11 protein-coding genes are annotated in these 15,097 nt (G+C 48.5%); 5 read left to right on the top strand and 6 right to left on the bottom strand.

The window, feature by feature from the left end; translation table 11 throughout:
* Nucleotides 1-180 precede the first annotated feature (180 nt).
* The 4 genes from GWC94_RS12610 to trmD are packed head-to-tail and all read left to right on the top strand — an operon-like array spanning nt 181 to nt 3,187.
* A complete protein-coding gene (locus GWC94_RS12610; RefSeq protein ID WP_161835372.1) occupies nt 181-1,551 on the top strand; it encodes a dipeptidase in 1,371 nt (456 codons plus the stop codon).
* 42 nt (nt 1,552-1,593) lie between these two features.
* Nucleotides 1,594-1,983, top strand: a complete 390-nt coding sequence (locus GWC94_RS12615) for an RNA-binding S4 domain-containing protein (RefSeq protein WP_161835373.1) — start codon at nt 1,594-1,596, stop codon at nt 1,981-1,983.
* Nucleotides 1,984-2,017: 34 nt separating this feature from the next.
* Nucleotides 2,018-2,422, top strand: a complete 405-nt coding sequence (locus GWC94_RS12620; protein ID WP_161835374.1) for an energy transducer TonB — start codon at nt 2,018-2,020, stop codon at nt 2,420-2,422.
* A 12-nt stretch (nt 2,423-2,434) separates the two neighbouring features.
* A complete protein-coding gene (trmD, locus tag GWC94_RS12625) occupies nt 2,435-3,187 on the top strand; it encodes a tRNA (guanosine(37)-N1)-methyltransferase TrmD (protein ID WP_235918527.1) in 753 nt (250 codons plus the stop codon).
* A gap of 93 nt (nt 3,188-3,280) precedes the next feature.
* Here trmD and GWC94_RS12630 read toward each other — a convergent pair whose 3' ends face one another.
* Nucleotides 3,281-4,090, bottom strand: a complete 810-nt coding sequence (locus tag GWC94_RS12630) for an outer membrane lipoprotein-sorting protein (RefSeq protein WP_161835375.1) — start codon at nt 4,088-4,090, stop codon at nt 3,281-3,283.
* A gap of 65 nt (nt 4,091-4,155) precedes the next feature.
* Between GWC94_RS12630 and ade the strand changes: the two genes are divergently transcribed.
* The gene (gene ade, locus GWC94_RS12635; RefSeq protein WP_317163479.1) at nt 4,156-5,829 is read left to right on the top strand and encodes an adenine deaminase; all 1,674 of its coding nucleotides are present in this window, start codon (nt 4,156-4,158) and stop codon (nt 5,827-5,829) included.
* 161 nt (nt 5,830-5,990) lie between these two features.
* Here the strand turns inward: ade and GWC94_RS12640 are convergent, their stop codons facing one another.
* The 5 genes from GWC94_RS12640 to GWC94_RS12660 all read right to left on the bottom strand — a co-directional run bounded on the left by GWC94_RS12640 (nt 5,991) and on the right by GWC94_RS12660 (nt 14,989).
* Entirely contained in the window at nt 5,991-8,387 is a 2,397-nt protein-coding gene (locus GWC94_RS12640; protein WP_161835376.1) for a TonB-dependent receptor, read from the bottom strand.
* Nucleotides 8,388-8,609: 222 nt separating this feature from the next.
* Nucleotides 8,610-10,151, bottom strand: a complete 1,542-nt coding sequence (locus GWC94_RS12645; protein WP_161835377.1) for a YifB family Mg chelatase-like AAA ATPase — start codon at nt 10,149-10,151, stop codon at nt 8,610-8,612.
* Between the two features lie 1,232 nt (nt 10,152-11,383).
* Nucleotides 11,384-12,160 carry a cupin domain-containing protein gene (locus tag GWC94_RS12650; protein WP_161835378.1) on the bottom strand — a complete coding sequence of 259 codons (777 nt, stop codon included), beginning with the start codon at nt 12,158-12,160 and terminating at the stop codon, nt 11,384-11,386.
* Between the two features lie 13 nt (nt 12,161-12,173).
* Entirely contained in the window at nt 12,174-13,487 is a 1,314-nt protein-coding gene (locus tag GWC94_RS12655; RefSeq protein ID WP_161835379.1) for a MutS-related protein, read from the bottom strand.
* A gap of 158 nt (nt 13,488-13,645) precedes the next feature.
* A complete protein-coding gene (locus tag GWC94_RS12660; RefSeq protein WP_161835380.1) occupies nt 13,646-14,989 on the bottom strand; it encodes a dihydroorotase in 1,344 nt (447 codons plus the stop codon).
* Nucleotides 14,990-15,097 lie beyond the last annotated feature (108 nt).

The raw sequence follows: 15,097 nt of genomic DNA on the forward strand, positions 1-15,097 counted from the left end.
TACCGTGAGTTGGGGGGTGGGGTGTTCTTGAGTATATTGTTAAAAGACCCTCAGGGCTTTCCCCGAATCTCAAGTCAACTCACGATAACTCACGGCAGCTCACGTTACCCCATTCCCACTCCCTGACGTTTCACGTTACCCGTTTCCTTAATTTTGCCTTTCAAGTAAATCCCGTTTGCCATGCAGGTTTGGAAAGATTACCAGGAGAAGAACAAGGATCGTTTTCTGAACGAATTACTCGATCTGTTACGCATACCCAGCGTGAGTGCCAGAAGCGAACACAAAGACGATATGACGCGCTGCGCGGAAGCGGTGAAGCAACGCCTGCTGGAAGCGGGCGCCGATAAAGTGGAGATATACCCAACGGCAGGTCATCCTGTCGTATATGCCGAAAAGATCATCGATACCTCCAAACCCACGGTGCTGGTATATGGCCATTACGATGTACAGCCGGCAGACCCGCTTGAACTATGGCATAGCGGGCCTTTTGAGCCGGTTATCAAAGACGGCAGGATCTATGCGCGTGGCTCCTGTGACGACAAGGGCCAGTTTTACATGCATGTAAAAGCGCTGGAAACGATGGTGAAAACAAACACATTGCCTGCCAATGTCAAATTCCTGATTGAAGGAGAAGAAGAGGTGGGCAGTCCCAATCTCGCCACCTTTGTTAAACAGAAAAAAGAACTGCTGAAAGCGGATGTGATCCTGATCAGCGATACATCGATGCTGAGTACGGAAACGCCCTCTATCGATATCGGTGTGCGTGGCCTTAGCTACATAGAGGTGGAAGTAACCGGCCCCAACCGCGATCTTCACAGCGGCGTATATGGCGGCGCTGTTGCCAACCCTGTAACCATGCTTGCAAAAATGATCGCAGGCTGCCACGACGGGAACAACCATATCACCATACCCGGTTTTTACGACGATGTGGTGGAGGCGACAGCAGAAGAAAGAAAAAAAATGGCGCAGGCGCCTTTTGATGAAAAAGAATTTAAAAAAGACCTTGGCATCAACAGCCTCTGGGGAGAGAAAGGATATACCACAAACGAAAGAACAGGTATCCGCCCTACGCTCGAAGTAAATGGCATATGGGGTGGCTATACCGGTGAAGGCGCTAAAACGGTTCTGCCGTCGAAAGCTTTTGCCAAGATATCCTGCAGACTGGTTCCCAACCAATCTTCGGTGAAGATCACCGAAAAGATCCTGAATTATTTCAAAAGCATCGCACCAGAGGGCATTACCGTAAAAGCCGAGGAACACCATGGCGGCGAGCCCTATATGACGCCGATCGATTCGGATGCTTATAAAGCCGCAGCCAAAGCAATCGAAGCCACATTCGGTAAAGAACCGATACCCGTTCGCGGCGGCGGCAGTATTCCGATCTGCGCCCTGTTTGAAAAAGAACTGGGACTGAAGATCGTATTCATGGGCTTTGGTCTCGACAGTGATAACCTGCACAGCCCGAATGAAAAATTCGATGTGTTCAATTTTTACAAAGGCATAGAGACCATTCCTTATTTCCATCAGTTCTTTACAGAAATGAAAGCATAACTTTCAGGAAGTTTCCTGCTTTCCAAAAGTTGCTAAGGTATTATGTCAGAGACCAGAGAAAAACTACGCATCGATAAATACCTCTGGGCCATCCGTTTGTTCAAAACTCGGAGCCAGGCAGCCGATGCATGCGACAAAGGCAAGGTCAAATACCAGGGTAATTCTGCAAAAGCCTCACGCATTGTGGCAGTGGGCGATGAATACGAAGTAAAGACCGAAGCGCGTAAATGGGTGATCAAGGTAACCGGTCTTCTGCATACCCGCGTTCAGTATTCAGAAGCGATCAAATACTATATCGATATCACGCCTGCAGAGGAGATGGATCGTATTACGTTCGAGGCATCGGTGTTCCATACGGGAAAACGGCAGAGCAAGATAGGCAGGCCAACCAAAAAAGAGCGGAGGGATATCGACGGATTCATGGATTTGTAACACAATGATTCATTTCCAATAAAACCAGCCCGGTATGAAAAAATCCATTCTTCTGCTTTGTTTTGCATGCAGTGTTGCAGTGACTACGCTGCAGGCCCAGACACCCGCCGATTCAATCACCGTTGTTTCCAACCCTGAAAAAAAAGCGGAGTTCAAGGGAGGTGTCAATGGATGGATACGTTTTCTGGAATCCACACTCGACAGGAATTTGCTTGAAAAAAACAATGCCCCTTCAGGCAGCTACCGCGTGATCGGCAACTTTATCGTTGACAGGGACGGATCCGTAAAGGATATCAGGATCGAGGAAGACCCGGGTTACGGTGCTGCCGACGAATACAAGCGGGTGCTGCTGCTTTCCAGCAAAAAATGGATCCCTGCCTCGGATAAAGGCATTGCCGTTGCCTACCGGCATAAACAGTCGCTGACCCTTATCAGGTAATAAGCTTCCGCTATGTTTGGTTCTGAAACCGGTCACTGGCCCAAAGCCTGGTCGCCCTTGCTTGAGCGGTTTGTTTACTTTTGTGCCATGAACATAGATATCATCACCGTTGTTCCCGATCTGCTCGAGAGTCCTTTCAGCCACAGCATCATGAAACGTGCAAAGGAAAAAGGACTGCTGACGGTGCAGACGCATAACCTCCGCAAATGGGCCATCAACAAGCATATGCAGGTTGACGATTACCAGTTTGGCGGCGGCGCCGGTATGGTGCTCATGCCCGAACCGCTGGCAAATGCAATAGAGGAACTGCAGCAGGACAAACCCTACGACGAGATCATTTATCTCACACCCGACGGCGCATTATTCGATCAGAAAACCGCCAACCAGTTATCGTTAAAGAACAACCTGCTGCTGATCTGCGGTCATTACAAAGGGATCGATGAAAGGATCAGAAAACAATATGTGACAAGAGAAATTTCCATCGGCGATTATGTACTGAGCGGCGGAGAACTGCCTGCCGCCATATTGGTGGATGCGATCGGCAGACTGCTACCCGGGGTGTTGAACGATGAAACCTCGGCCCTGTTCGATTCTTTCCAGGATAATTTACTGGCCCCTCCCGTGTATACCAGACCCGCTGATTTCCGCGGCGATAAAGTTCCCGAGATACTATTACAGGGCGATCCCAAAAAAGTGGAAGAGTGGCGCCACGAACAATCCGTAGCGAGAACGAGAGAACGAAGACCGGATATGCTGGAAGACTGACGAATCCTTGGATTGGGGATTTTAAAATGGGAAATTTTGAAATTGAAAGAAGTTATCTGCAATTCCAAAATTCCGATTTCCAAAATTCCAAAATCACTTCACCTTATACCATTTCTCCTCCACCCCTTCGTTAAACTTAACGGTGGTGTTTTCCACTTCGCTGTCGAGAGAGGCAAGGGACATTTTGAGTTTGGAGGGGTATTTGATGCCGCCGTAATCCTGGTACTCTTTCACATCCAGGGTGGCTTTCATGTCTTTGCGGATATTCCTCCCGAAGGCCTTCATCATGCTGCCGAAGCCGGTGAGGTTGGCGGCCATATCGCCAAATGCCTCTATGCGGTTAACAAGAAAAGTTTCGCTGTTGATAAAGTAAAACAGTTGCTGCCCGGTTTTCAAAGTAAGCCTGATCTTGAAAGAAGGCACTTTGTTTACTTTTTCCGTGCCCACCAGCTCGGCGGTATGACCTTTTGCTGCAGTGCCCACCAGCTCGGGAAAAGCACCGGCGCAATCCAGTTCATACTGCTGCGTGCTCAGTTCTTCGGGTTTCAGCTGTGTGATAACGGCAGGCGTTCCCTCCATCGGGCCAAAACCGCGCATCGGCGGAACATAGATATAGCCCGCGGTATCGGTGATCAGGGTAAAGCTTTCGCCCATACCCATAATGCCGCCAACCTGCCTGCGGTATAGTTTTCCTTTTTCCTTTACCGAGGTAACGGGCAGTTCCATATTCTGTCCCATCACCGATATCTTTACATTACTGAAAGTTTCAAGGGTTTTGATGGCCTGCAGCTTATCGCGGCCGCCGGCAGCCGTCTCGTATTTTGCCAGTATTTCTTCTGCGGTTTGCGCATGGGCGGTCACCAGCAGGAATGTTCCGAGCAACAGCGGCAATATCCTTTTCATATAGCGTATTTTCGTTGATGAGCGCCAAATGTAATTCCCGGGCGGTAAATAAAAACATAAAAAAGGTGTACGAGCCGTTTCACAAGACGAATACCATGAACACGCAATCCTTCAGCATTTCCGGCAACCTGGCAGACGTATGGAAGAAATCGGTTTACCCTGCCGAGATCAGGGTGGAGTATGGGGTTATCCAGTCCATCCGCCGGCTTGATCCCGCAGCTTCCTTTTCACATTATATACTGCCCGGCTTTATCGACAGTCATGTGCATGTGGAAAGCAGTATGCTGGTACCGAGTGAGTTTGCAAGACTGGCGGTGGTGCATGGAACCGTAGGCACCGTAAGCGACCCGCACGAAATTGCCAATGTATGCGGACTGAAAGGCGTGGAGTTCATGATAGACAATGGCCGGCAGGTGCCTTTCAAATTCAATTTCGGTGCGCCAAGCTGTGTTCCCGCCACCCTGTTCGAAACGGCTGGGGCAACACTGACCAGTGCCGATGTACGTAAGCTGCTTGAGAAAGAGGAGATCAAATACCTGAGCGAAATGATGAATTTTCCGGGCGTATTATTCAAAGACCCGGAAGTGATGAAAAAAATTGCAGCGGCCCATGCGCTGGGCAAGCCTGTTGACGGGCATGCACCCGGACTGCGGGGAGAACAGGCAAGGGAATACATAGAAGCAGGCATCTCCACCGATCACGAATGCTTTACGGCGGAGGAGGCGATCGATAAACTGCAGCATGGCATGCATATCCTCATACGGGAGGGAAGCGCCGCAAAGAATTTTGAAGCACTGATAGAATTGCTGGAGGATCATCCCAGGATGATCATGTTCTGCAGCGACGACAAACACCCCGACAGCCTGGCAGAGGGTCATATCAACCGCTTATGTGCAGGGGCTGTGGCAAAGGGCATCGATGTGTTTTCCGTACTGCGCGCGGCCTGTGTAAATCCCGTATTGCATTACCATCTCGATATCGGGTTATTGCGGGAAGGCGATCCGGCAGATTTCATCGTTGCAGATGACCTGGTGGATTTCCGGATCCGGCAGACCTATATCGATGGTTTGCTTGTGGCGGACAAGGGTAACACGCTGATCAGACCGGTGCCTGTGCAGCGCATCAACCAATTCGATTGCAAAGAACTGACTGTCGCCGATCTTGCTGTTACCACCGCGGAATATCCGTCTGATAACGGATTGATACCGGTGATAGAAGCGCTGGATGGGCAGCTCATCACCAACCGGCTTGACTTACCGGGAAAACAGGATGGCCTTAATTGGGTAAGCGATACGGAAAATGATATCCTGAAAATGGTAGTGGTAAACCGCTATCATACCGCGCCGGTTGCAAAATGTTTTATCCGGAATATTGGACTGAAATCAGGCGCGATCGCCTCTTCTGTGGCACACGACAGTCATAATATTGTTGCGGTGGGTGCCGATGATGAAAGTATAGCCGGGGCGATCAATCTTGTAATAAGAGAGCAGGGCGGCGTGAGTTGCTGCAGTGGGGAAAACAGGTCTGTACTGCCGTTGCCGATCGCCGGTTTGATGAGCGATCAGGATGGTTATGCCGTTGCAAAAGCATACACAGCCATCGATGCCATGGCAAAAGCAATGGGCTCCCCATTATCCGCGCCTTTTATGACGCTTAGTTTTATGGCGTTACTGGTGATACCGCATCTAAAACTGAGCGACAAGGGTTTGTTTGACGGGGACAGGTTTGAATTGTTGTGATCACGCGGCTACACGGCCGGCAAGGCAATAAGCGCACTGTGAAAAAGACCGAAAATAAAGAAGCCGGTATAAACCAGTTTCTTTATTAGCCAGAACATCCTTGCGATGCACAGACCATACCTGGATCCTTCTGAATACCTGTAGTCATAAGGATCGGAATGCTAGAACCGGTAGTTAACCCCAATCCGCATATTGATCCCTTCACCCAAAACCGTTTTATCACGAAGAGGGGCAGCCCATTGCGAACGGGCAGGTAAATAGGTTGTATTGAAAAGATTATTAATAGCTAACGAAGTTCCCATCTTCTCAGTGATTTGATATTGCGCCGATAAATTAAATACCGTGTATTGCTTTAAAGGCACTTCTGCATAGTTATATTTCCATCCGCCATTACCATTCGGAACAGGCGCAAACCGGTTCCTGTTACCCATGTGTACGCCGCTAAACAGCAGCTTTATTTTAGCGATGGGGTTGTATGCAATAAATGCGGTGGCTTTTGGAGCCGCTATGAATTCTGAATTAATATAAAAGAGTTGGTAAGGATTATCTGCTTTATAAGTTATTCCTTCAACATAAGAATAAGTAGCTCCCATATCCAGTTTATCCTTTAAGATCGCAACCCCGACTGAGATATCTGCACCATAAATTTTCTGAGGTGTTTTTGCCGGTTCGTACCGGTTTTCAGCGTTGTTGTACACAAGTCCTGCTCCTGTTTTAGAAGTGCTGTAATAACCGGTAGCCTCAAACCTCAGTTTACCGATGTACGACAAGAACCCCAATTCATAATTATCCGTTACAGGTGCACTGAGGTTTAATGTACGCACAATATCCGCATTGGTAGCTCCCTGCAGTATGCGTCCTACATTCGGCAATGTATATCCCTGTGAAAAATTTATATACGGGCTGAAATCTTTGTATTTCACATACCTTAACCCAATATTGAACGAGACATTTCTGAAATCCTCACGACCTGCGTTGATCGGATTGGATTTATTATAAGTGCCGTCGGCTCTCAAAGTCGGCAATGTGCCATATGCATCAGACCGAAGCGACATATTATCGTATCGCAAACCGGCTTTCAACACCCAGCTATCCTGTATCTTAAACGCCGATTGTATATAAGGCGCGATGCTCACCAGATCCAACTGTGGAATCCATATTCTCCCATCCAGCAACGTGCGGGATGTTTTGTCTTTCAAAATATCCAGTCCATAAGTAAGTGTCCAATCCAGGTTTTTGTACTTGATGCGGGTATTGAAATTCGGCCTGATGCCATATTTCTCAGAATAAATAGCCGATTGCCCGCCCCCCTCAAAAAAATTGGGTGAATAGTAAAATACGTTCTTGGATTTAGCATAATAGACGTCTGTTGTGAATGTTGTGGTACGCTGAAAAATATCAGTGGCGGTATACGTCAGCGCAGCATTGGCAGTGCTGAGTCCTGTTGGCTTTTCAGGGTCATTACTGGTTTTTGGAGTGCCATAACCCGGTATGATCGTATAATCACCGACTGCATTATATACTTCGATGGAACTGTTATAAGGAGCGAAAGGGGTTTCCAGTTTTGACTGGTATACATTACCCGAGAAAGCAATATGCTGTTTCCCGGTAATCGCATAACCAATATTCCAGTAGAGACTTAAGATCTTTGTATTGTCTAAGCCATAGATGGGAAAAAGCGTCTTTTTATTTGGACTGTATTTATTTCCTGTCTGTTCGTAACTAAGACCAGCGTAATAATTCCATTTTTTACTGTTCCCATACAGGGACTGATGTATACCAAAACCCTGTGCATCTTTCGTATTTGCGAGATTGGAGGTTCCCCAAAGGCTGGTGGTTCCCTGTAGACCGCCTGAGGAAGCGGGAGCCTGTTTGGTAATATAATTAATAACCCCGCCCGTGCCCCCCACACCGAACGCAGCGGAAGCTCCTTTGATTACTTCTATCCTTTCCACATCATTGGGCAGAATAGATTTTATTTCAGCCTGGCCGGGAATGAGTGGTGTGGACTGCGGAATACCATTTACCATTACCAGGAAATCTCTTCCGCGCATGGTCTGGCCCCAGTTAAAGTAGGTTCCGGTTCCTGAAGCCAATCCGGGTACCTGCAATTCCAGTATATCCGTGATATTGGAGGTTTGGGCCAGGTATTTTTTAATTGCCTGGGAATTGACTACCGTTACCGAGGCTGGTATTTCCGACAGCAGCTCGCGTCCACGGCCGGCAGTTACCACCACTTCATTAAGTAAACCATCGGCCTCTTCAGCTATGAAATTCAGCGCCAGCGCTTCGTTATCATGTAAAAGAACCGTTTTCTTTTGTGTTTTATAGCCAACCAGGGAAAAGAAGACCGTGTAATTGCCGGGTGACAATTTTTCTATGAGGTAAAAGCCCTTTGTATCTGTTATTGCTTCTGTGGCCATGTTGAGCAGGCGGATACTTGCGGATGATACCGGCAACCCGTGGGAATCAGTTACCGTACCGTTTACAGAGGCCGTTTGTGCATAGACATCAACAGAAACAAGAACATAGATAAAAATTCCTAATAATTTTGGCATAATGCAGTATAAGGGTAATGAGATTGCGCAAAATTCTATGTTTGGGAATACCGTGACTGACGGATTTGAGAAAATAAGTTACGCAAAAAGGAAAATTTTCTTACTTATCATGATCTTCCTGCGCCGTTGTGGGTCGCATGACCACTACTGTTCGAAAGATAATTACGAGGAGTTACACAATAAAATAGTATTCATTTTTCCTTGTTCGCCATTCATCATTCCCTACCCCGCCCAGCCTTCCCGATCCAAACTCCGGTAATGGATCGCTTCGGCAACGTGCTCGGGTTTTATATCCGCACTCTCCGCAAGATCAGCGATCGTTCTGCTCACTTTCAGTATCCGGTCATAAGCCCTGGCGCTCAGGTTCAGCCGCTCCATCGCTTTCTTTAGAAGCGCTTCACCCGCGGCGCCGATAAGGCATATACTGCGCAGCAACTGGCTTGTCATCTGCGCATTGGCATAAATACCGGGATGCTCCCTGTACCGTTCGGCCTGGATATCGCGGGCCCTGATCACCCGCCCGCGGATAGTGGCGGAAGATTCTGCCTGCGTCTGGTTACTCAGCTCGCTGAATGCCACCGGCGTTACCTCCACATGCAGGTCTATCCTGTCTAACAATGGACCCGATACCTTATTGAGGTATTTCTGCACCGAACCGGGCGGACAGGAACATTCACGTGTGGGATGGTTATAGAATCCGCACATACAGGGATTCATCGACGCAACCAGCATGAAGTTCGCAGGAAAATCCAGCGCCATTTTTGCACGCGATATCGTTACCCTTCTTTCTTCCATCGGCTGGCGCATCACCTCAAGCACGGCTCTTTTGAACTCGGGCAGTTCATCAAGAAACAGCACGCCATTGTGCGCAAGCGATATCTCGCCCGGCTGCGGGGTGCCGCCGCCACCCACCAACGCCACGTCCGAAATGGTATGATGCGGTGCACGGAACGGCCGTTTGCTGATCAGTGCGCTGTGCTCCGGCAACTTACCCGCCACGCTGTGTATCTTGGTTGTTTCCAGCGCTTCCTGCAAACTCAATGGCGGCAGTATCGTCGGTAATCTTTTTGCCAGCATGGTCTTACCTGCACCCGGCGGACCTATCAGTATGGCATTATGTCCGCCCGCAGCGGCAATCTCCATGGCGCGCTTTATGTTCTCCTGCCCTTTCACTTCGCTGAAATCGATATCGAATGCGTACTGGTTACCGAAGAATTCCTCCCTTGTATGCACCACTGCTGGCTGCAGGCTGTTTACATCTTTGAAAAAACCGACAACATCGTTCAGGTGTGCCACGCCATACACTTCAAGCTGGTTAACCATGCCTGCCTCCCGCGCATTGGCCGTCGGTACGATCAGGCCTTTAAACCCTTCCTTTCTTGCCTGTATTGCAATGGGTAACGCGCCCTTGATGGGGTTCACCGTTCCGTCGAGACCCAGTTCGCCCATGATCAGGTAACTGGCCAGCCGTTCCGTGTTCTCGATCTGCTCGCTGGCGCCAAGTATGCCGATGGCAATGGGCAGGTCGAATGCAGAACCGGTTTTACGTATATCCGCCGGTGCCAGGTTTACCACGATCTTTGTGCGGGGCATGTACCAATCGTTCGTTTTGATGGCACTCTCTGTTCGCTGCAGACTTTCTCGCACGGCATTGTCCGGCAGGCCAACGATCGTATAGCTTTGTCCCATGCTAACATTTACTTCTATGGTGATCGTAATGGCTTCCACGCCGTACACGGCGCTGCCGAAGGTTTTTACCAGCATGCGGTTCGCGGTTAAAAAGCGAAAATTATGGGAAGCGGGGCAGGAAAAATAGCGTAGTTATACGGGGGTTAATTGTTATCCTTCTCTAATTCGTTGGCTGCTGGTCAGGCAACCAGCAACGATGGGAGCCTCATCCTTTTCGGATAATTGTTTTTATTTTATCCTGGTTATCTGTCATCTCCAATCGTTCATTTTTTTGGAACGACGCAGTTGTTTTACCCTGACAACGGCTCCAGCTATCTCTCTGTGATACACTGTTGCTGGTCAGGCGACCAGCAACGGCGAGGAAGAAAGCAGCACTTGCGCTATTCAACAAATAAGCCCCAGGTTATGGTCACCACAGATCAAATACTACAAAGGCCTGTCAAATAATTTTGGCAGGCCTTTGTATATGCTTTCTCGAATCCTTTCCGCTATGGCTCAAAATAAACCTTATCGTATAATTTCATTGATTGTTTACTGAATGGGTTTAAATGAGCAAAGATGCCGGCATTATAGCCTTTACGCTTCAGCTTGCGATTTGCAAGTATCAGATTATACAGCGTATAACCGAAAAGTCCTGTAACAAACCATACCATTGGTATCTGCTTAGAAAAAAAGACTAAAGCCAAAAGGGGCGCTACTAGAGTTACGTAGAACATTAAAAGTCGCATTATTCTTCGTTTTTATTTACCACAAATGTACATACGACCGGCACATCTCATTGCAAAATATCCGATAGTAGGTGGAGAAACGGCTAGGGCTACCAATGCGAGTGCCGACGCACCGCCGTGATTACTGTATACATCTATCAAGCAATTTCCCCATCCCCTAAAAAAGTCACTAAAGCGGTTAAGTAACAAGAATTTATAGATTCCGGTTGCACTGAAATTGGCCAGTAGGCAATCCTTTCACCGGATTTGTCCCCGTAAAACGTTTTTTCTCATGTGTGTGTTTCTAAATTTTAGAAAAATTGCTGTAGTCTAACGGACAGGGGGATTTTCGTATAACATTACAAACATAGTTAACCGCAACAACCGTTGTCTGGGTGTTTACACCCATTTTTTTTATAGATAAACAACTAAAATCTGCACTATTGTTGGTATCCGATAGATAACCATTTCTTAATGTTCAAGTGGCATATTCATTCGCGTATTTATACGCAATACTGCCGCCCGTGGTGCGGGCGGCAGTCCTCCGCCGGCGTTTGTCGCCTGACCAACGTCAGCAGAAAAGAAAATAATACCCCCAGATCAGTTCCACTGGATGGCATAGTAGACACATGGCACCGTTCCGATATTGGTCAGGTTATGCAGCACATTCGAACCCAGATAAACAACATCTCCCCCATTTGCCTTTTTATGCTCCGTGCCGATCTGCATTTCGGCATTGCCCTGTAACATCACGATGACCTCCTCGTTTTTATGTGTATGCGGGTCATGGCTTTTGTTGTTGGGGTTAAGCGTTGTTACATGCATATCGAAACGGTTCAGCATCACCGTTGGGCGGTCGAAGAACTGGCGTACCCCGCCTTTGTTATGCGGTTTAAATGGAATATCGTTCCAGTTGACCGCAAAAGAGCCGCCGGCATTTCTTCCCCTGTCTTTATCAGGCGAGTCCGAACGATAGCGCATCGCGTAGACCTCGGCAGCCTGGTCTCCGTTGAAGATAGCCAGGCTGTCGGCATTCATCAGCCCTATCACCGATCCTGTGCCGAGAGAAAAACTGCTGTCTTTCAGTTTTACGGTAACTTGTCCTTCTTTTACGATAAAGAATGTCTCCTCACCATCCCTTCCCAGGATATGCCGTGAACTTTGGGGTGTGAGCTTATAGGCAAACATGGTATGGGAAGACAACACTGCCCCCCACCCCTCAAACAGTTTCTGCGCCAGTTCGCCGGCAGAACGCGCGGGACCGCCGGTCACATGGTACACATCCGAGGCAACCGGTTTTTGTGCAGTTGCCGCTGCCGCCAGAACACATGCCAGTAATACGGTCAGCGCACTTTTTTTAGTCGGGAAGTTTTGCATACTTCCAAAATACCTATAATTTCTCTAAAAGTGAAACAACACCTTCCCGCTTCAGGATCAGGTAGCCGATACGGTCGTTGCTGATACCGGGTTTGAGATGGTAACTGAATTCCAGCTGATCGTTGTTGACAGCCGTTTCAAAATAATAGAACTGGAGATTGGGGTACTGTTTCAGATCCTGGCCTATCTCGTACAAATGTGTTGACAGCACAAACAAGGCGCTCTTCAGTTTACGCAGTCCCTCGATCACCGTTACACTGCATTTGATAGCATCCTGCTGGTTGGTGCCTTTGAAGAGCTCATCGATCAGTATCAGCCAGTTCTTACCGTCGCTGATCTTTTCTACCGTGTTCCTGATACGCTGCACCTCGTTAAAAAAGAAGCTCTCGCCTTTGATGATATTGTCCACCACCTGTATATTGCTCAGCATGCCATCGAGGAAAGCCAGTTCCATGCCCGAGGCCGGCACACCCATACCGATATGCGCCAGGTAGGCCGCTATACCCACCGCCTTGATGAAGGTACTCTTACCCGCCATATTCGCGCCGGTAAGAAAAAGAAAATTCTTGTCCCTGGCAAGATCCACATCGTAGGATACCGGCGTCTGCAGCAGGGGATGATACAGTGCCCTGGCATTCAGAAAAGGCTCTGCGCTGCGGCTGACGGTCGGAAACGCCAGCTGGTAATTGCGGCAGGCTATCGCCAGGCCAAGGTACGCATCAAGGGTGCTGTACAGGCTGATCAGTTCAAAAGCGGCGTTCTTATATCCTTCCCGCACATAACCGGTATATACCAGCACATTTACCGCCGACAGGTTATGCTTGTCTTCCTGCAGGATACGCTGTATCATCGGCTTGGCCAGCATCAGGCTGATGCGTGTTACCCAGCTGGAAAGGTCCTTGCTAAGCGTTTTACCTTCCAGCAGCTGCACGATATGGTTCAACCCTTTTGTAAAATCGATCACATGAACGATCGAATACCGCATCAGCGAATAATCGTGTCGGTTGAACAGCTGGAATATTTTTGCATCGAGCTTATTCGGATGATGGGGATATCGGTTCACATGCGAGTCAAAGAATTTCTCGATCATCATCACCGTTCCGTTGCTGATATAGGCAGGCCATTCGTCGATGATCTCCATCAGGCAGCGTATGGTCTTCTGGGTGTCTTCAATGGCTTCCACCGAATCAAGCGGGTGGCCCAGCAGGTAATGCAGGTGTTCCCTTCCCCCGTTTGTCTGTGCAAAATTGAGGTGGTTGAATACAGACTGCTCTTCTTCGCTGTGAAAGATCGACAGATCGGTGAGCGTGGTTTTGTCTATTTGCATGGTCGGGCTATGGATTTCGGAGTAACGGATTGGTGGATTACGGATTACCGGATTGTCAAGGTAAGGCATTCCCGTAAATAGGGACCGGGGTATGAATAAGTCAGGGTTACATCCCCCGCAACCATCCACAAATCCATCATCCGCTAATCCATAATTTTCTACCTGACCTCAAACCCAAGCCGTTCTCCCATCTGAGATTCATTCCATACCCCATTTCCATAAACCAGGTGGCCATTTACGAATGTATGGGTAACAGATGCGGGAAATGCAAATCCTTCGAGCGGGCTCCAGCCGCATTTGTACAGGATATTTTCTTTTGTTACCTGTGAAGACCGGTTCATATCCACCAGCACCAGGTCTGCATGATAGCCTTCCCTGATAAAGCCTCTTTCACGGATACGGAAGCAGCGCGCAACGGCATGACTCATTTTTTCAACCACTTTTTCCATACTGATCCTGCCCTGCTGCACATAGGATAACATCAGCAACAGCGAGTGCTGTACAAGCGGTAACCCGGCATGAGCATGTTCATAGTCTTCCTGCTTCTCTGCCCAGGTATGCGGGGCATGATCGGTTGCAATCAGGTCCAGCCGGTCATCGAGCAAAGCTTTCCATAATGCGGCTTTGTTATGCGGCGCCTTGATCGCAGGGTTACATTTGATGCGGTTGCCGAGTGCGGCATAATCATCGCTGGTAAAATGCAGGTGGTGCACACATACCTCCGCGGTAATGCGTTTTTCCTCCAGCGGGATCATATTGGTGAAAAGCTGCAGTTCTTTTTCCGTGCTGATATGCAGTATGTGCAGGCGGCTGTTGTATTTTTTTGCAAACTGTATGGCGCGGAAAGATGATTCAAAACAGGCATCTTCGTTACGGATAACAGGATGATCGGATGGCTCCAGCTTACCCTTGGCTGTCTTCAGTGCAGCAAAATTGGCTTTAATGATGGCCTCATCCTCGCAATGGGTGGCAATCAGCAATTCGCTGCCGCCAAATACCTTGTCGAGCATCAGCGGGTTATCCACCAGCAGATTTCCGGTCGAAGACCCCATAAATATTTTCACACCGCATACACGGTCTTTCTTTTCATTGGTGCGTAACACTTCCTCTATGTTATCGTTCGAAGTGCCCATAAAGAAAGAGTAATTGGCCAGTGAGGTACGGGCAGCGATAGCGTATTTATCTTCAAGCAGGGTCTGCGTAAATACCGGCGGACTCGTATTCGGCATCTCCATAAAACCGGTGACGCCGCCGGCAACCGCCGCCCTGGCTTCGGTTTGTATCGTGGCTTTATGGGTAAGTCCGGGTTCACGGAAATGTACCTGGTCGTCGATCGCGCCGGGAAGCAGGTGCTGCCCTTCTGCACTTATCTCGATACATTTTCCTTTTGCATCGATCGAAGCGGCAATCTTTTCTATCCGCCCGTTTCTCAGCAGCACATCGCCCTGCTGCTGTCTTCCTTCGTTAACGATCGTAGCGTTTTTGATTAGGTACTGGTCCATGGATGCAAGTTAATTTGAAAATTCGGGGATTTGAAAATTTGAAAATGGGGTATTGCCGCATGGCTTAATTGTTAACTGTTTTCTCAGCCATTACAACCTGCTTCCATT

The organism is Sediminibacterium soli (assembly GCF_009939225.1).
GTDB lineage: Bacteria > Bacteroidota > Bacteroidia > Chitinophagales > Chitinophagaceae > Sediminibacterium > Sediminibacterium soli.

Coding starts and splice junctions, on each gene's coding strand:
- GWC94_RS12610 (WP_161835372.1), top strand. CDS start 181: ATGCAGGTTTGGAAAGATTACCAGGAGAAGAACAAGGATCGTTTTCTG.
- GWC94_RS12615 (WP_161835373.1), top strand. CDS start 1,594: ATGTCAGAGACCAGAGAAAAACTACGCATCGATAAATACCTCTGGGCC.
- GWC94_RS12620 (WP_161835374.1), top strand. CDS start 2,018: ATGAAAAAATCCATTCTTCTGCTTTGTTTTGCATGCAGTGTTGCAGTG.
- trmD (WP_235918527.1), top strand. CDS start 2,435: ATGTTTGGTTCTGAAACCGGTCACTGGCCCAAAGCCTGGTCGCCCTTG.
- GWC94_RS12630 (WP_161835375.1), bottom strand. CDS start 4,090: ATGAAAAGGATATTGCCGCTGTTGCTCGGAACATTCCTGCTGGTGACC.
- GWC94_RS12640 (WP_161835376.1), bottom strand. CDS start 8,387: ATGCCAAAATTATTAGGAATTTTTATCTATGTTCTTGTTTCTGTTGAT.
- GWC94_RS12645 (WP_161835377.1), bottom strand. CDS start 10,151: ATGCTGGTAAAAACCTTCGGCAGCGCCGTGTACGGCGTGGAAGCCATT.
- GWC94_RS12650 (WP_161835378.1), bottom strand. CDS start 12,160: ATGCAAAACTTCCCGACTAAAAAAAGTGCGCTGACCGTATTACTGGCA.
- GWC94_RS12655 (WP_161835379.1), bottom strand. CDS start 13,487: ATGCAAATAGACAAAACCACGCTCACCGATCTGTCGATCTTTCACAGC.
- GWC94_RS12660 (WP_161835380.1), bottom strand. CDS start 14,989: ATGGACCAGTACCTAATCAAAAACGCTACGATCGTTAACGAAGGAAGA.